Annotated in this window: 14 protein-coding genes and 1 pseudogene; 8 read left to right on the forward strand and 7 right to left on the reverse strand. The window is 60.0% G+C overall.

Translation table 11 applies throughout. From position 1 onward, the window contains the following. Window positions 1–13: 13 nt before the first annotated feature. From AC0NIE_RS01535 to AC0NIE_RS01555, 5 genes are all read right to left on the reverse strand, one after another. Window positions 14–1,345: a UDP-glucose dehydrogenase family protein gene (locus AC0NIE_RS01535; RefSeq protein ID WP_473484202.1), complete on the reverse strand. Its 1,332-nt coding sequence runs from the start codon at window positions 1,343–1,345 to the stop codon at window positions 14–16. Window positions 1,346–1,406: 61 nt separating this feature from the next. After that, complete coding sequence (gene exoK, locus AC0NIE_RS01540; protein WP_473484541.1) at window positions 1,407–2,276, reverse strand: endo-1,3-1,4-beta-glycanase ExoK; 870 nt, start codon at window positions 2,274–2,276, stop codon at window positions 1,407–1,409. 178 nt (window positions 2,277–2,454) lie between these two features. Next, window positions 2,455–2,853, reverse strand: coding sequence for a single stranded DNA-binding domain-containing protein (locus AC0NIE_RS01545; RefSeq protein WP_473484205.1), 399 nt, complete (start codon window positions 2,851–2,853; stop codon window positions 2,455–2,457). Between the two features lie 285 nt (window positions 2,854–3,138). Then, window positions 3,139–4,152 (reverse strand): glycosyltransferase family 2 protein, encoded by a 1,014-nt coding sequence (locus tag AC0NIE_RS01550; protein WP_473484208.1) that lies wholly within the window; start codon window positions 4,150–4,152, stop codon window positions 3,139–3,141. A 438-nt stretch (window positions 4,153–4,590) separates the two neighbouring features. After that, on the reverse strand, window positions 4,591–4,932 hold the full coding sequence (locus AC0NIE_RS01555) for an exopolysaccharide production repressor exox (RefSeq protein ID WP_473484211.1): 342 nt from the start codon (window positions 4,930–4,932) through the stop codon (window positions 4,591–4,593). 532 nt (window positions 4,933–5,464) lie between these two features. On the opposite strand from AC0NIE_RS01555, the gene AC0NIE_RS01560 reads away from it, so the two are divergent. From AC0NIE_RS01560 to AC0NIE_RS01575, 4 genes and pseudogenes are all read left to right on the forward strand, one after another. Continuing rightward, window positions 5,465–6,139 carry a sugar transferase gene (locus tag AC0NIE_RS01560; RefSeq protein WP_095493866.1) on the forward strand — a complete coding sequence of 225 codons (675 nt, stop codon included), beginning with the start codon at window positions 5,465–5,467 and terminating at the stop codon, window positions 6,137–6,139. A gap of 153 nt (window positions 6,140–6,292) precedes the next feature. Further along, entirely contained in the window at window positions 6,293–7,519 is a 1,227-nt protein-coding gene (locus AC0NIE_RS01565) for a polysaccharide biosynthesis/export family protein (protein WP_473484543.1), read from the forward strand. 180 nt (window positions 7,520–7,699) lie between these two features. Beyond that, window positions 7,700–8,488: a class I SAM-dependent methyltransferase gene (locus AC0NIE_RS01570; RefSeq protein ID WP_258120744.1), complete on the forward strand. Its 789-nt coding sequence runs from the start codon at window positions 7,700–7,702 to the stop codon at window positions 8,486–8,488. Between the two features lie 131 nt (window positions 8,489–8,619). Next, window positions 8,620–8,728, forward strand: a pseudogene (locus tag AC0NIE_RS01575) (acyltransferase); the annotation flags it as partial. A gap of 81 nt (window positions 8,729–8,809) precedes the next feature. Here the strand turns inward: AC0NIE_RS01575 and AC0NIE_RS01580 are convergent. Further along, window positions 8,810–10,072, reverse strand: a complete 1,263-nt coding sequence (locus tag AC0NIE_RS01580; RefSeq protein ID WP_473484214.1) for an O-antigen ligase family protein — start codon at window positions 10,070–10,072, stop codon at window positions 8,810–8,812. A gap of 458 nt (window positions 10,073–10,530) precedes the next feature. Between AC0NIE_RS01580 and AC0NIE_RS01585 the strand changes: the two genes are divergently transcribed. From AC0NIE_RS01585 to AC0NIE_RS01595, 3 genes are all read left to right on the forward strand, one after another. Then, entirely contained in the window at window positions 10,531–11,460 is a 930-nt protein-coding gene (locus tag AC0NIE_RS01585) for a TIR domain-containing protein (RefSeq protein ID WP_473484217.1), read from the forward strand. A gap of 203 nt (window positions 11,461–11,663) precedes the next feature. Then, complete coding sequence (locus tag AC0NIE_RS01590; protein ID WP_473484220.1) at window positions 11,664–12,416, forward strand: SDR family NAD(P)-dependent oxidoreductase; 753 nt, start codon at window positions 11,664–11,666, stop codon at window positions 12,414–12,416. Window positions 12,417–12,467: 51 nt separating this feature from the next. Then, complete coding sequence (locus tag AC0NIE_RS01595; protein ID WP_473484223.1) at window positions 12,468–13,811, forward strand: glucoamylase family protein; 1,344 nt, start codon at window positions 12,468–12,470, stop codon at window positions 13,809–13,811. Window positions 13,812–13,942: 131 nt separating this feature from the next. Here the strand turns inward: AC0NIE_RS01595 and AC0NIE_RS01600 are convergent, their stop codons facing one another. Further along, a complete protein-coding gene (locus AC0NIE_RS01600; RefSeq protein ID WP_473484544.1) occupies window positions 13,943–15,379 on the reverse strand; it encodes an aldehyde dehydrogenase family protein in 1,437 nt (478 codons plus the stop codon). Between the two features lie 269 nt (window positions 15,380–15,648). Here AC0NIE_RS01600 and AC0NIE_RS01605 point away from each other — a divergent pair, with 269 nt between their 5' ends. After that, window positions 15,649–16,680: a hydroxyacid dehydrogenase gene (locus AC0NIE_RS01605; RefSeq protein WP_473484226.1), complete on the forward strand. Its 1,032-nt coding sequence runs from the start codon at window positions 15,649–15,651 to the stop codon at window positions 16,678–16,680. The last annotated feature ends 23 nt before the right edge of the window (window positions 16,681–16,703 follow it).

A 16,703-nucleotide genomic window follows, 5' to 3' on the forward strand; every position in this document is an offset into this window, starting at 1 on the left:
TTCCCGCATGGTCTCACGCCGCCATCCTGCCGATGCTGTGATATTCGATGCCGTAGCGAGCGATGACCTTCGGGTCGTAGAGATTTCGGCCGTCGAAGATGATCGGCGTGATCAGCGCATCCTTCATCGCATCGAACGACGGCGCCTGGAAGTTCTTCCACTCGGTGGCGATCATGAGAGCATCGGCGCCGCGCAGCGCTGCCTCCTTGGTGCCGCACAAGAGCAGATCCTCGCGCAGTCCGTAGATGGCCTGGCATTCCTGCATCGCCTCGGGATCGTAAGCCTGCACTTTGGCACCGGCCTTCCACAGCGCTTCCATCAACACACGCGCCGGCGCCTCGCGCATGTCGTCGGTATTGGGCTTGAAAGCCAGGCCCCACAGCGCAAAGGTCTTGCCCTTCAGATTGCCCTCGAAATAGCGGTTCACCTTGTCGAACAGGACCGACTTCTGTTCATTGTTGCGTTCCTCGACCGCGCGCAGCAGCTTGGCATCGAACTTGACGCCTTCCGCGGTCTTGATCAGGGCGCGCACGTCCTTGGGGAAGCATGAGCCGCCATAGCCGAGGCCCGGATAGATGAAGTGATAGCCGATGCGCGGATCGCTGCCGATGCCCCTGCGGACCTCCTCGATGTCGGCACCCAGCTCCTCGGCCAGATTCGCCATTTCGTTCATAAAGCTGATCTTGGTCGCCAGCATGCAATTAGCCGCGTATTTGGTGAACTCGGCGCTGCGCACATCCATCACGATCATCTTCTCGTGGTTGCGGTTGAATGGAGCGTAAAGCTCACGCATCACCGTCTCGGTATCCTCACTGCCGGTGCCGACGATAATGCGGTCGGGCTTCATGCAGTCGGCCACCGCGGAGCCCTCCTTGAGGAATTCCGGATTGGAGGCGACGTCGAAAGTCAGATCCTCGCGGCCCCGCGCCTTCAGCGTCGCGGCGATCTTGGCCTTTATCTTTTCGCAGGTGCCGACCGGCACGGTCGACTTACCCACGACGATCTTGGGCGCGTCCATCTCCCGGCCGATGGCCTCGGCAACGGCCAGCACATATTTGAGGTCGGCCGAACCATCCTCGCCCGGAGGCGTGCCGACGGCGATCATCTGGATTTGGCCATGCTTGACGGCGGCCGCGGCATCGGTGGTGAACTTGATGCGGCCGGCCGCATGGTTCTCCTTGACGAGGTTTTCGAGCCCGGGCTCGAAAATCGGGATGAGGCCCTGATTGAGCCGCTCGACCTTTTTCACGTCGATGTCGACGCACACCACCTGGTGTCCAACTTCGGCAAGCACCGCCGCCTGCACGAGACCGACATAACCAATTCCAAAGACCGTCAAATTCATTTGGTGTCATTCCTGTTCAAGACTTCGGAGCGCTTTCGGTCCGGCCGGTTCAGATTAGTCTTTACTTTATGCTGCATGCCAGCGATTCCGGAAACTGGCATGGCTGGCCCAGTGCCGTGAATGCGACGCGGTCAACTTGCATGGTGAGCTTGCGGCCCGGATCCGAAAACGGCCCCAGCCATTCCTTCATCGTGTCGCTGCCCCAGTGGCTGAAGAAAATCTTTTGCGCATGGCTGGGCAGCTTTGCCGGATCGGTGATCGTGTTCACCAGTTGGCCATTGACGTACCAGCGCAGCCGGTCTTTCTCCCAGACGAAGGCATAGTCGTTGAAAGCCTTGTCGGTGCCGCCAGCTACATCCACTACTTTCTCATTGTTGCCCTTGCCGGCTATGTAGGCGTTGACCTGCACCTTGGACGTGTCCTTGGTCAGCACCTCGAAGTCGATTTCATCCCACGGCTGCTTATCGGTGGGGCCGATATATGTGAAGAAGGCGGCGTTGATGCCGGAGCCCGCATCGGTTTTCAGCCGCGCCTCATAGGTGCCATAGCCGAAGCGCTTCTTGGTCTGGATCTCGCCACAGGCAAAGTCGCGATCCTTCAGCTTCCGCTTTTCGAAACCGAGCGTCAGCTTGCCGTCGGAAAGCTTGACCTGGCTTTTGGACCAGGTGCAGTTCTGAAATTTGCCGTTTGTCCAGCCGTCGGCAATGTACCAGCGCGCACGGTCGAAGCTGGTGAAATCATCGACGAACGATGGCGCAGTCGGGATGTCCTGCGAACGGGAAGGGGTCGGGCCTGCAATCAGGCTGCCGAGTGCGACCAGCAGAAACGCGCCGTCCGAACATAGCTGCCTCAGGTTCCCTTGCCTGATCGTGCGCGTGAACGGCCTGTCGCCGGTTGCTGGGGTGGACGTGCTTTTCGGATCCGCATTCATACCAAACTCACCTTTGTGCTGTGCGCCCCCAACCCAAAGTCGACGTTCAAACCATGACGAAACGAGATGATCTTGACCGTCTGCCAATACCTTCCTTGTGTTGCTTTTTTTGTCCTGTGCAGCCTTTTGCTGTGGCACCAAACCCCTTGCCTGTGGCGCCACCCAGGATCCTTGAAGTTCACCCCGTGCCGGCAGCCGGCTTGGCGAAATCAGCCTTGGTTGTGGAGCTACGCTCGACGCTTTCGTCGAAGATTGCATCCAGCGAATGACGGAGATCCTTCATTAATTCGTTCTGGCGCGCGAGCGCCGCGATGCGCCGCTCGCAATTCAGGATCGACTTCGTCAGTTCGCTGACCTCGGCGGATCTACTGGAGGAGACCGCCCCATTCTCCATCGCCTCGACCAGGAAGGCCGCGTTGGTGGCCTTGGTCCGATAGCGATTCTCAAGGCCGTTTTTCTCCGCCTCGACCTCGGCTGCGATCTGGTCAAGCAGCTTTGCCAGGCGGTCAAGGCGCGAGATGTCGGTCTGCCTGTCTCGGGCCGGATCCCTTGATCTAAAGCCGAATATCGAGACCATCCGCTCAGTTTCCTGTCATGGTCGGCCTGGCACTCATGGTCGGCCTGAGGCCACCCCCGTGCCCATCCGGGCCAACAAAACCTTGTCGCATCGTCCAGCTCCTCTGACAGGGGGACATTTTCGGGCCGATTCAAACAGCCAACCAAAATTGCTGCACCGCAACATACATGCCATCCCCAAGGCGAGTAGGCAACCACCTAGTGTGGCGAATCGGAAATTCGCATCACAATGGGGCGGGGTAAGGGCCTGTTGACAGGATCGGCATGGCACGGGCTGCGGACAAGCTTAAGTCTCGCCGGCCGGGCTGGTTGCGGCCATGAGAAAGCGCAACGGCGGCACAGGCTGCTTTGAGCCAAAGCCAGCGCGGCGAAACAGCGCATCCAGCTTGTCGGCGGCCACGCCGCGGACGATGGGGATAAGGTTGGATTGGCTGGCCAGGGCGTAGGCCGCAGCCGATGTCAGCCCCTGCTCATTCTTCATGTCGAGGAAGTTTCGCAACCGGTACTTGTCGCGTACCTGCCGTTCGTGCCTTCTGAGCACGGCCTTAGAACCTTCCGGCAAACTGTCGATCGCCAGCAGCGCCAGATCCGCGTCGGCCAGACGCTTGAGATCCTGCGTCTTGTGCCGGCCGCTCAGGGAATCCGCGCGGACGATCGCGCCATAGCCGCAGGACCTGATGACCTTGAAGCGCGCACCGCAAGCCACCGCGCGCGCGTAGAGTTCATAGTCTTCGCCCAGTCGCAGGTTTTCGTCATAGTTCAGCCCATGCCGGTCGAGAAAAGCACGGCTGATCACCGGCTTGAGGAAACCCAACTCACCTCTCTGCACACGACGACTGGAGATGTTGCCTTCGATGAAACGCTCGAAATCGAGGAACTCCGGATCGGGCGAGAACCGCGGAGGGGCGATTTTCGAGACGTCGGTGGCCGCGTCGTCCCTGATCATCATGATATTGTCGGCAGCGAAATCCCAATCGGCGCTGGCGAACAATTCGCGAAATCTGCCCGCAAGAAAAAAATCGTCGGCGTCCAGAATGCTGATGAACGGCGATTTGGAGCTGGCGATCGCGGCGTTGCGGGCGAAGGAAGGACCGCCGTTGACGTCAAGCCGGATTACGGAAAGCCTGCCGCTGCCATCGTCGGCCGCCCGAGCGACTTTCGCGGTATCGTCGGTAGAGGCGTCGTCGACGACGACGACTTCCGCCACCTCCGGCTCGCGCAGTGCCGATGCGATGGCAACCGGGATTGTCCGCGCCGCGTTGCGGGCAGCGATGATCACGCAGACCTGGGGTTCTGTCATCAATTCGCCTCTCGACTGCACGGTAGCTCCGATTCCTCGCCCTTCCCCGTTGAATGTCCAATGCAGCTCTCGTTCTCAACGACTGCCGGCTGTTTGAAAAAGCGTCAGCCGGCGCTTATGCTGCAGGTGCGAAGCAAAGCATCGTCAAAATCATTCGCCCCGTCCAGTCTTTCCTTTCGGTGTCGCCTCGGCGCAAATCTATGGGCGATGAAATGCCAGCGGATAGACGGGCCGCTTCGCACACCGTCCCTGCTCATTCTGGATGGAGCCGTCAGCGCACTCGAATCGGCGATCATCAGGTCGATCGACAGGGTTTAGGCAATATTAGGGGCTGAATCAGAGGATCCGAGGCTGAAGGAAAATCCGGAAGCCGGTTGTCCAGGATGTTGTCGGGCGAGCAGTCCGCTAGGAATCCGATTGACGCTACCTGTCGTCAGGTCAGTGGAGGCTTCTCCTGGCACTGAACTTCTCGCCATCGGCCGTTTCGGCCGAACTCAGCTTTCGTTCGGCATCGCGAATCTTATCAGCCGACGTCGGGGGATTTCTGACAACCATGACGAAAACCAACAGAAAGTAGCCCAGCTGGATGACAATGGCGCAGGCTATAGTGCGAAACAGCGTTGTGCCTAGCGAAGCGCCGTCGAGATAAGACCAGGCGGCCACGATCGCCAGGGCGAAAATCATGCCGACAATGAATTTTGGTAGCGACATACCCGACAGCCCGTCAACCTGCTCGGGCAAAAATCGATGATTGCCCCACCCCGAGCCTCCCTTCGCCATGCGAGCTGTTGAGGCCGCTCGCTTTTTGGCCGGTTGCTTCCGGCCTTCCCACGCTGTCCATACTCTGACAGAAACAAACTGCAACTCTATTAAGGTGTGCAATAGCGGGCAAGGCCAACGGCAAATTATTTTGGATAAGTTCGCGGGATCGAGTCTGCCATGTTGCAATGCACACATCGGCATCACAGCCAATCACCCGGTATGGACTCACTCCCGTAAGAGCCGCAATATTAACCAGTATTTTACCTTAAATATTTCCTATATTTACAAATATGAAGCACGATAAACACTCGAAGAAGCGACACAAAGAGCGATTCGCCCAAAATCAATCCCAAAAAGGCACTAGATTTTTCACGATTGCCCATAATTTGTCACAAACTCGCCATAAAGTTCAGAATTTGTGCAGGATCGGTTTATTATTTAGTCAATTCATGACGTGATTATTTCAGGCGCTCAAGAAATTGTGTGTTGCGATGCAGCATTTTTTTGATATCGTGCGGCAAACCATCCGTTCAACGTATGGAGTTTACGCATGAGGGACGTAGCCAAGCCGGCCGACGCGGAATTTTCGCAGGCCGGTATCGATTTTCAACCAATCGGCGGCCTGCTCAAACGCAGCTTCGATATTGCCGGTTCACTGATTGGCCTGGTTGCTCTCAGTCCGCTGTTTGTGATGGTCGCGCTGCTTGTCAAGTTTTCTGACGGCGGACCGATTTTCTACGGTCACAGCCGGATCGGTCGGGGAGGACGGATTTTCCCGTGCCTCAAATTTCGGACTATGGTACAGAATGGCGAACAGGTGCTGGCGGCATATCTTGCCGCCAACCCGGATGCCAACGCCGAATGGATAGCGACCCGCAAGCTCAAGAACGATCCGCGCGTCACGCGCGTCGGGGCCGTGCTGAGGAAGCTCAGCCTCGACGAATTGCCGCAGATCATCAACATCCTTCAGGGCGACATGAGCCTTGTCGGTCCTCGCCCCGTCGTGCGCGACGAGCTCGAAATCTACGGCAGTTCGGCTGTTTATTACCTGAAATCGCGCCCCGGCCTGACCGGGCTCTGGCAGGTCAGCGGCCGCAACGACGTTTCCTATGACAGCCGCGTCGCATTCGATCGCCACTATGTCGAGAACTGGTCGCTATTCGAGGACATTCGCATTATCATCAAGACCGTGCCTGCCGTCTGGATGTCGCGGGGCTGCTACTGACCGGCCGGGACCCGGTCTCTGTGTGGATGAGTGACTGTCGAGACGCCAGACATTCTGCAGCAAGTTTCATCGGGCGAGGCTAAGCGGATCGGAAACGTTCAGTTGAAAACAGACATCTTCGAAATCTCCAGCGCTGGCATTGTTAGCAATCGCATGCGGCGGATGCGGCTTTTGACCACTTGCCTCGCGCTGGCGCTCACCATTCCCCAACTCGCCGCCGCCGATGAGTACCGCCTTGGATCGCAGGACAAGCTGACCGTCCGCGTGGCCGAATGGCAGACCGTTGAAGGCACGTTCCGCGACTGGACGGCCGTCAACGGAGAGTACACAGTCGGCCCGGCCGGAACATTGTCCGTGCCGTTCGTCGGCGAGATGCCGGCATCCGGCAAGACGACATCCGAGATCGCGGCAGCGATTGGCCAGGCGCTCCAGCGCAAGCTCGCCCTGGCGGACCGGCCGGAAGCCTCCGTCGAAATGGCGCAGTACAGGCCGTTCTACATTTCCGGGGAGGTCCAGACGCCGGGCCAGTATCCTTACGTGCCGGACCTGACCGTGCTGAGGGCGATGAGCATCGCCGGCGGTGTCCGGCGGAGCCCAGAAGGACAGCGGTACGACCGCGACATGATCAACGCCAAGGGCGATTTTGACGTTCTCCAAGACCAACGGGTCCGACTGATCGTCAGGCGCGCCCGCATCGAAGCGGAGATCGCGGACAAGCCGATATTCGACGTACCGAAGGAGTTGGGCGACGATCCGAAGCTGGCAAGTATCGTTGCCGACGAGATGGCGATCCTGACAGCCGACCAAAAGAAGCTCAAACTGCGCCTTCAGGCGCTCGACGACTTGAAGAAGCTGCTGCAGAGCGAGATCGAATCGTTGCAGAAAAAGATCGTCAACCAGCAGCGGCAGGTCGACCTGGCAAAAGAACAGCTCAGCGGCATCGGTTCGCTGGCGCAGAAAGGCCTTGTCGTCAACACGCGGGTTCTGGGTTCGCAACAGACGATCGCCGACCTGGAAGGCCAGATCCTGGATTACGACACGGCCATCCTCACCGCCAAGCAGGCGATCAGCAAAGCCACCCAAGATGCCATCGACCTGGAAAACACCCAGAATGCGGACCTGGCCGCCGACCGGCAACAGGTAGAAGCCGATCTCAGTGCAACGATGCTCAAGATGAACATGCAAACAGGCCTGATGGCCGAAGCCATGTCGGGGAACCCGGCACTGCAACGCTATCGCGACGGCGAAGAGCCGGCAATGACGTTTAGCCTGGTTCGGATGGTCGACGGCAAGACCAGCGCAATCACCGCCAGCGAAGACACGCCCGTACTGCCCGGGGACGTGATCAAGGTGAAGCTGGTACCGATGGCTAGCCAATAGGCCTTCGAGCGATCGGCTGATCAGATCACGCCGAACAGATCGACTGGATCGGCGAAGAGTTCGACTCGGACGAGTTCGACCTTGAACTCGCCAACACTGTGCTCGCCGCCCCGACAAACCGGCCTACCGCCAACCTCGGGACGTGGAGTAATTGCAGCGCAAGGAGATGTTGTGCTTTAGTTGCAACTTAAATCCGAGGAGGACTTTGTCGTGCACAGTGAAAGGGACGAAATCGTCAGTCGAGAAAGAGAATTTCACAATCTCAGATTCAGTCAGGAGGAGGATCCAAGAGGAAGCCTGGACAAGTGGTATCGAACAATTCGTCACGGCGCTGAACGTCAAGACGAGCAAATAAAACGCCTGTCGAAGAACGCAGACGTGCTCGAGTACGGTTGCTCCGATGGCGGGTGGTCCCTGCATTCCCTGCACCTGCCCGATCTTTGCCGATCTCTGACGGGGATCGATATTTCGGATGTAGCAGTAAACAAGGCGAACGAACGGGCGAGCACGCTTGGAAGCACGAACGCTACATTCCTGGCGATGAATGCGGAAGCCATGTCCTTCGAGGACAACAAGTTCGACCTGGTGTATGGACGCGGGATCATCCATCACCTGGACCTGGACCGGTGTTTTTCCGATGTGGTCCGTGTCTTGAAGCCGAACGGCGTGGCGTCCTTCTACGAGCCGATGGGACACAATCCTCTCCTGAATGCCTTCAGAAGGCGGACACCCCTTATCCGCACCGCCGATGAACATCCTTTGTTAATTTCGGACTTCGCGTTGGCCCGCCGCTATTTCAGCAATGTCCAGGTGGACTATTTCGGCCTGTGCTCCGTAGGAAGCGCGCTGATGCCGCGAAGCATCTCGGAAACCGTCTACACCGTTGGCAAAGCTGTCGATTCGGTGGTTCTGACGCTTCCCTTCGTGAAGCGGTTCGCATGGTATGCGCTCCTAACCCTTAGGGCCTGATCAATAGGTGGCAAGCCCAACTGGGGCGAGGGTGGAAGGAGCAAGTGCCTCTCGCCGCCGCTTCAGAAGCTGCCTGCGTGATGATTGTTGGCCTGAGCGTTGTTAGGCGGCGTCTTCGTCCGAAGTTCAATACAATAATCCTGCCTGGCGTCGAAATCGGGGATCATCGCGTAATTGGATCTGGGTCCGTGGTCGCCCCCACGAAGCATGGCTGCGGGAAATCCTGCCCGAATAATTCGCGAATTTGTGGCGTCCCAGGATTACATTTATTTTGATACTAATCTTAGCAAACGAACATCAAGACGATATTTGGCGCTTTGCTTAGCCCCTTGCGGTTTCTGGTTCCGCGAGGTTGGCTGCGGCCCACCGGGGACGGGCGACAGGCACCCTCACCAGCTTGAAGTAGCTGTAGTACAGGAGGAAAGAGCCCATGATATAGGGGTTGAAGGTATCGATCTCGACGAAGGATCGGATGAACAGAAGCACCATCACGCCGGCAAGAATCACGGACTCGGCTTGCCATGTCCTGAATATCAACGCCGATATATGGCCCCACAGCGTGCGCACAATAATCAGCGACATCAGCGTCGCCCCGACATAGCCAAGCTCGACGAGGGCTTCGATATAGGTGTTGTGGAAGTGGAAGCCGCTTCGGGTCGTGATGTAGAATTCGTTCCAAAGCCGCTCGGCCTCGGCGAAACCCTGCACCCAATAAGCCGCGTAGCCGACGCCGAGGATCGGTGCTTGCTGCGCCGCATCCCAGCCCTGCTCCCAGAGATAGGTCCGTCCGGTGAGCGTGGAATCCTTTCCGAAGGCGCCAAGGATGAAATCCAGAAGTCCCGCAAAGGCAATCACGGTGACCACGACCAGCCCGAATGCGCCGACTAGGAAAATCACCCGTCGGTAGCGGAGCGAAAGCTTCTTGGCCATGGTAAGCAGAGCCACCAGAGCGAGAGCTGCCGGTATCGAAGCCGTCGAGGTGGCGGAATGCGCCATGACCAGCAGATAGGCCGACAGGACGAGGACCGGCGCCGTCAGGAAAAGGCTTGTCCGGCCGCGTCTGAGGAAGACCAGGAAGACAATGCAAAAATAGATGCCGAGCGATGCGACAAAGCCGATCTGGTTTTTGGAGCTGAATGCGCCGACGAAATTGTACGTCCCGTCGAGCATATCATAGGAATAACCCCCGACCTTCAGCGAATAGAGCAGAACGACAAAAATCCCAATCAGTGAGCCTATCGTCAACGTTCGGACGCTGACGGTGCGTGCTGCAATGTAGGCGCAGGCGATATGGGAGCAATACTGGATTGCCGTCCTCAACGTGATGCCGGGGGCATCCGACCAGAACACCGAGAGGCAGACGTAGAATGCAAACGCCAGCGGGAGCCACGCGGTGGAGGCATGTCGCAACAGCCGCCGGTAGTCGACCAGGATCAGCGGAAGCCAGACCGCATAGTAGGCCAGGATCAGGATCTGGCCGAAAACGGAAGAGTAGGAGAACGCCCAAACGGAGATGGCAACAGCAAATGTGCCGTAGACCGTGCTCTTCTCCGGGTCGACCAACAGAGATTTTGGAATCTTCATCTCGGTAGCGAATTCCCGTCCATGCAGTTCAATGCCGATTCGCCGCCGCGCCACCATGCGCGAACGCTTCCATTGTGCAGTGCAATATAACCCATCCCCCGCAGCCTGTCACCCAAATGAGGCAAAAACAGCCATAAGGCGCCCCCGGGACGGCGGTAAAAGGCCACGACAGGCCGTGCGGCAAGAACCCGAGCATCCCGGCGCACGGCTGGGCATCGCTGTCGGCGCCGTCAAAAACCATCGCCGCCGCATTTATGAGAGGCTCGGCATCACCACCGCGCGGAACTGTTTTTGCAGTTCTTTCAGCACCGGACCGAAAAATAGCAGCCGGCATTCGTTGCATCCGTTGCAATGAATGAGGCCCTCCGCGTACGCTATCTCCGGGACAACCAGACGATGGCCACACGAACAATTGGCAGGCGCTGGTCGTCCCCGATCTGCTGGGTTGGAGCAAACGGATGGACAAACCTCGAATCTTCCTGGGCTCTTCGGGGAAGCAGAAAAAACTGCTGCAGGCGCTGACACGCGGTCTTGAAGACATCGCGCATGTGGAACCTTGGACGACGTCCTTCAATCCGGGGACAACCACCCTGGGGCGCCTCCTCGAGCTTACGCGTGAAGTCGACTTCGCCGCTTTCGTGTTCGCTCAGGACGATTGGACCAGTGTGAGCCAGCCGGCATCGTCTGCGGCGGCATCCGCTCAAGCTTCTCCACGAGACAATGTGGTTTTCGAGGCCGGGCTTTTCGGCGGAGTCCTTGGAATGCGCCGGACGTTCATCCTCCATGCCAACGGCTCCAAGCTTCCAAGCGATCTCCTCGGCCTCACCTCCGTAAGGTATGGCGAGGCGACGACCGGCGCGGAGATGAGGGCGATCAACCAAAAGCTTCGGAATGCGATCGAGAACGAAAGTCGCGTCGCCCGCATAGAGGGCTTCTGGTGGCAGTTTTCCCTGACGGAGCGCTCCGCCAGGGAGCCGTCCGCCGTGAGCCTCTTGCGTATCTCGCGAGGCCGCGATGGTGCGCTGGAGTTGGCCGGCCGCTCATGGCAAGAGAATGGTAGTCTGTCAGCCAGATACTGGAGCGAGGCGGTAAAGGAGAGAAAGGAGCCTCCCGGCATCTTCTACTTTTGGAATGGAGAACGGCCCTTGGATGCGAACGCGTCGCAGTTGTACGGGACGGGAGAGATCCGGCTGGAGTCCGCCGATCGCGCATCCGGGTATTTCACGACGCGCGCGGACACGAACCCCGAGGTGAATGCGCGCACGTCCGGGGTCTACCTGCGCGCCGATCCGGAGGACTTAAGCATCCTGGACGGACGCGACAATCAGCGGCGCGTGGAGTTGATCGCAGAGCGGCTGAGCCATTGGAAGTCGATCAAGAACGTCTGAACTGCGCCCATGGGAGTCGCTCGGACGGCCCTGCCGTCTCGCCGCGACCGCAGCCCCAGTATCATATGGAGAGGTAACAGCCAGGAGGGGCTTCTCAACCGCCTGCTACTGGCCCACCACGAAGCTGTTCGGAGGCTCCAGACTCCGGCTTGAACTTCTCTGTCGTTGACTTCACATTCGCCGCCGATTGGGAGGACGAGCACATGACGATGAGTTTTGCGGGACGGTTTGCCGGGCGGTCGGCCGTGATCACCGGTGGCGCGTCGGGAATTGGCCTGGCCGTCGCGCAAAGAATCGCTGGGGAGGGCGGGCGCGTTTGCGTCTGGGATCGTGACCCCGCCCAAATCGAGCAGGCGAAGGCTGTCATTGCCAACCTGCACAGCGTGACAGTCGACGTCGCCGATCCCTTAGCGGTCGAACAGGCCGCTCAGCAGACATTCGATACCCTTGGCGCGGTCGATATCCTGGTCACCAGTGCGGCCATCACCGGACCGAACACGACGACCTGGGACTATTCGGTGGAGGATTGGCGCCGGGTCATCGACATCAACATCAATGGCGCCTTCTACTGCAACAAGGCACTGGTTCCGCACATGCTCAAGCGCAATTACGGCAGGATCGTCAACATCGCTTCGATCGCCGGCAAGGAGGGAAACCCGAATGCCTCTGCCTACAGCACCTCCAAGGCGGCGGTGATCGGCCTGACCAAGTCGCTGGGCAAGGAACTGGCCAAGACCAAGGTGACGGTGAACTGTGTCACGCCGGCGGCCGTGCGCACCGCGATCTTCCAGCAGATGAGCCAGCAGCACATCGATTTCATGCTGTCGAAGATACCGATGGCGCGGTTCGGCGAGGTCGAGGAGGTGGCGGCGCTGATCTCGTGGATCGCTTCCGAGGAATGTTCCTTCACGACGGCCGCCGTTTTCGACATTTCCGGCGGCCGGGCCACCTATTGAAGCAAATCGGGCGATCTACCACCAGGGCCGCCGGACTGGAGTTTACGTCGTTTGCTTAGGGTCGAACCTCCACTGTCCGACGAAGATCTGCTCGACCGCTTCCAGTGCGCGGCCTTCGGCTATTTTCTGGAAACCGTGAATCCCGAGAACGGGCTGGTCGCCGACACCTCGCGGCCAAATTGGCCGGCAAGCATCGCGGTCGTCGGCTTCGCCCTGTCCTGCTATCCGGTCGGGGTCGAGCGCGGCTGGATGACGCGAGACACAGCCGCGAAGCTGACGCTTGCCGCACTGCGCTTCTTCTGGAACAGCCGGCAAGGCAATGGCGACAACGTCACCGGGCACAAAGGCTTCTATTACCATTTCCTCGACATGCAGACCGGCCTGCGCGCCTGGCGATGCGAATTGTCGATGGTGGACACTGCGCTTTTGATGGCCGGCGTGCTCGTGGCTGGCGCCTATTTCACAGGCGACAATGACGAAGAAACCGAAATCCGCGAGCTGGCGGAAGTGCTCTACCGGCGCGTCGACTGGCGATGGGCGCAAGGCAGCAACTCGACCTTGCGGCAGGGCTGGAGGCCGAAGAGCGGCTTTCTGCGTTATGGCTGGGAAGGCTACAACGAAGCGACGATGCTCTACGTTCTGGCAATGGCCGCCCCGGACAAGCCAGCCTCGGACGACAGCTATGCCGGCTGGACGGCGACATATCAGTGGGAAAACATCTACGGCTACGACGTGCTCTATGGCGGCCCGCTGTTCATGCACCAGTTCTCGCATGCCTGGATTGACTTCGACGGCATCCGGGATGCGTTCATGCGGGAGAAGAACTCGGACTATTTCGAAAACAGCCGCCGCGCGACCTACCTTCACCGGGACTATGCGCGGCACAACCCCTCTGGCTACGACGGCTACGGCGAAGGACTTTGGGGCCTTTCGGCGGGTGACGGACCCGGCAACTTCCGCGCGCAGATCGAGCGGCGACCGCGCAAATTTTCCGGCTACGCGGCGCGCGGCGCACCGTTCGGCCCCGACGACGGAACGATAGCGCCGTGGTCGTATCTCGCATCGCTGCCCTTCGCGCCGGAAATCTGCCTGCCGGCGCTGCGCCACCTCAGAGAACGCCACCCTGAGGTGATCGACAGTTTCAGGATGCCGAGCGGCTTCAACCCGACGCTGGCGAACCGGCGGAAGTTCGGGCCGAGTGGCTGGATATCGGATGCGCATTACGGACTGGACCAGGGCATTGTCGTGCTGATGATCGAAAATCACCGCTCGCGCCTAATCTGGGACCTGATGCGGTTGAGCCCGCATATCCGTCGCGGCCTGTGCAAGGCTGGGTTCAGCGGCGGCTGGCTGTCGCAGCCGGCGAGCCTCCTCCCAAGGACCCGTGCTGAATGACGGCTACTGCCCAGCTGTCGCTGTCGTGTCGGGCACGAAGATGTTCGCCCTTCCCAGCAACTCGCGCTTGCTAGGAGGGGCGTCATCGGCCGGCTCGCATGTTCGTCTCGCTTGGCAAGTCACCGATTTGATTAGCCGGCGAACGTATAAGCGGTCTTCACCGTGGTGTAGAATTCCGCCGCGTAGCGGCCTTGCTCGCGCGGGCCGTAGCTCGATCCCTTGCGTCCGCCGAAAGGCACATGGAAGTCGACGCCCGCCGTCGGCAGATTGACCATCACCATGCCGGCCTCCGAGTTGCGCTTGAAATGCGTGGCGTGCTTGAGGCTCGACGTGCAGATGCCCGACGTCAGCCCGAACGGCGTGTCGTTGGCCACCGCCAGCGCCTCGTCATAGTCCTTGACGCGGATCACGTTGGCGACCGGGCCGAAGATCTCCTCGCGTGAGATGCGCATGGCGTTGGTGGCTTGCGTAAACAGCGCCGGCTGCAGGTAGAAGCCGCGGGTTTCGCGATCGAGCCGCTCGCCGCCGAAAGCGAGATCGGCGCCCTCCTGGCGGCCGATGGCGATATAGTCTTCGTCCTGCTTCAGCTGGCTCTGGTCGACCACGGGTCCGATCTGGGTTTTGGTATCGAGCGCGTCGCCGACGACCAGCTTGCCCAGGCGATCCTTCATCGCGTCGACGAAACGGTCATGGATGCCGTCCGTCACCACCAGGCGGGACGATGCCGTGCAGCGCTGGCCGGTAGAGAAGTATGCGCCGTTGATCGCGCAGTCGACGGCGACGGCAAGATCTGCATCGTCGAGCACAACTAGCGGGTTCTTGCCACCCATTTCGAGCTGGAACTTGCGCATGTGCTCGACGCTGGCAGCAGCGACGCGCTTGCCGGTGCCGACCGAGCCGGTGAAGGTGATGGCATTGAGGTCAGGGCTGTCGAGCATGGCCTGGCCGACCACCGAACCCTTGCCCATCACGAGATTGAGCACACCCTTCGGCAGGCCGGCGCGGTGCAATATGTCGACAATGGTCCAGGCGCTCTCCGGAACCAGCTCGGCCGGCTTGAAGACAATGGTGTTGCCATAGGCCAGGGCAGGAGCGATTTTCCACGCCGGGATGGCGATCGGGAAATTCCACGGCGTTATGATGCCGACGACGCCGACCGCCTCCCGCGTGATCTCGACACCGACGCCGGGCCGCACACTCGGAACCAGCTCGCCAGACAGGCGCAGCGTCTCACCAGCGAAGAAATCGAAGATCTGGGCGGCCCGCACGGTCTCGCCGATGCCCTCGACCAGCGTCTTGCCTTCCTCGCGCGCCAACGCCCGGCCGATTTCATCTTTCCGCGCTGTGATCTCGTCCGACGCCTTCCTCAGCACCGCATGGCGTGCCAGCAGGCCCGATCGGGACCATGACGGAAATGCCGCTTTCGCCGCCGCGATGGCCTGCCGGGCCTGCTCGGCGCCCCCCGACGCATATTCGCCGACCACGTCGTCGAGATTGGACGGGTTGATGTTGCGGGAGCCGGCATCGCCCACCCACTCGCCATCGATGAGGTTCTTTCGAAACGGGATCATGTCGCTGTCTTCCTTGTCGTCCTTCGATTGGCGTCTATCTGGACCACCGGCCGCCATACCGCAAGGCCGCCGGCGGCAAAGTTCTCCTCCTCGACAGGCATGTGCTAAGCAGGTTTCGAAAAAGTGTCCTACGGTTTTCCGATAGAAACCTGCGACAAAACAAAAAAACCTATGCAGGCGAAGCCCGGCAAGCCTGCTTAGGTGTCGAGGTGGTAAACCATGATTCTAGTATGGTGCGACGCGGATCGCACCAGGAGGAAACTGCCATGTCCGACAGCGCGTTGCCGCTGGTGATCAGCGCGCCCGAGCCACGCACGCTCGACCTGATTTTCACGCCCGAGGCACTGGCGAGATTCCGCGCCAGATACCGTATCGTCGAGACGTCGCCCGAAGGCGTCGCGGCTCTGCCGGCCGATTTGCTCGCCGAGGCGCGCTACATTGTCGGCCAGCCGCCGATCGCGCCGGAGACGCTCGACAAGATGCAAACGCTGCGCTGCGTCTTCAACGTCGAGAGCAACCTCATCAACAACATGCCGTATGAGACGCTGTTTACGCGCGGCATCCATGTCGTCACCACAGGCCTGGTCTTCGCCGAGCCGGTGGCCGAACTCGGCCTTGCCATGGCGCTCAACCTCGCCCGCGACATCGTCGACGCCGATCTCGCGTTTCGTCAAGGCAAGGAGCTGTGGGGCCGCGACGGCAACCAGACGGCACGGCTTCTCTCCGGTGCGGACGTCGGCATCATCGGCTTCGGCGATCTCGGCCGCGCGCTCAACCGGCTGCTGTCAGGCTTTCGCACGCGGACAAAGGTTTTCGATCCGTGGCTGCCGCCGTCGATCCTTATCGAGAACGGCGTCGAGCCCGCTTCGCTCGACACGGTTTTGTCCGCCAGCGATTTCGTCTTCGTCGTCGCTTCGGTGACCAGCGAAAACCAGGGTTTTCTCGGCACTGAGGCCTTTGCCAGGATGCGCAAAGGATCCGCGTTCATCCTGCTCAGCCGCGCAGGAGTGGTCGAATTTCCGGCGCTGATGGACGCCGTTCGCAGTGGTCACATCGTCGCCGCCAGCGACGTGTTTCCGGAAGAGCCGCTGGCGCAGGATCATCCCGTGCGCTCGCTGACTGGCTTCCTGCGCTCCGCCCACCGGGCCGGCGCGCTCGACATCGCCTTCAGGCGCATGGGCGACATGGTGCTGGAAGACATGGACCTCATCGATCGCGGCCTGCCGCCTATGCGTTCGAAGCGGGCGGAACGCGAAACCGTTTCGCGCATGCGTTCGAAGCCTGTCGACAAGAATTAAGCCGTCAAAGCCAGCGCCTGCGC

The sequence above is a fragment of the Mesorhizobium sp. WSM4842 genome (assembly GCF_055901575.1).

Bases quoted from the DNA above. Each gene is read 5' to 3' on its own strand.
- AC0NIE_RS01605 (WP_473484226.1), top strand. From the start codon at position 15,649: ATGTCCGACAGCGCGTTGCCGCTGGTGATCAGCGCGCCCGAGCCACGC.
- AC0NIE_RS01545 (WP_473484205.1), bottom strand. From the start codon at position 2,853: ATGGTCTCGATATTCGGCTTTAGATCAAGGGATCCGGCCCGAGACAGG.
- AC0NIE_RS01550 (WP_473484208.1), bottom strand. From the start codon at position 4,152: ATGACAGAACCCCAGGTCTGCGTGATCATCGCTGCCCGCAACGCGGCG.
- AC0NIE_RS01590 (WP_473484220.1), top strand. From the start codon at position 11,664: ATGACGATGAGTTTTGCGGGACGGTTTGCCGGGCGGTCGGCCGTGATC.
- AC0NIE_RS01555 (WP_473484211.1), bottom strand. From the start codon at position 4,932: ATGGCGAAGGGAGGCTCGGGGTGGGGCAATCATCGATTTTTGCCCGAG.
- AC0NIE_RS01580 (WP_473484214.1), bottom strand. From the start codon at position 10,072: ATGAAGATTCCAAAATCTCTGTTGGTCGACCCGGAGAAGAGCACGGTC.
- exoK (WP_473484541.1), bottom strand. From the start codon at position 2,276: ATGAATGCGGATCCGAAAAGCACGTCCACCCCAGCAACCGGCGACAGG.
- AC0NIE_RS01585 (WP_473484217.1), top strand. From the start codon at position 10,531: ATGGACAAACCTCGAATCTTCCTGGGCTCTTCGGGGAAGCAGAAAAAA.
- AC0NIE_RS01565 (WP_473484543.1), top strand. From the start codon at position 6,293: ATGCGGCGGATGCGGCTTTTGACCACTTGCCTCGCGCTGGCGCTCACC.
- AC0NIE_RS01560 (WP_095493866.1), top strand. From the start codon at position 5,465: ATGAGGGACGTAGCCAAGCCGGCCGACGCGGAATTTTCGCAGGCCGGT.
- AC0NIE_RS01535 (WP_473484202.1), bottom strand. From the start codon at position 1,345: ATGAATTTGACGGTCTTTGGAATTGGTTATGTCGGTCTCGTGCAGGCG.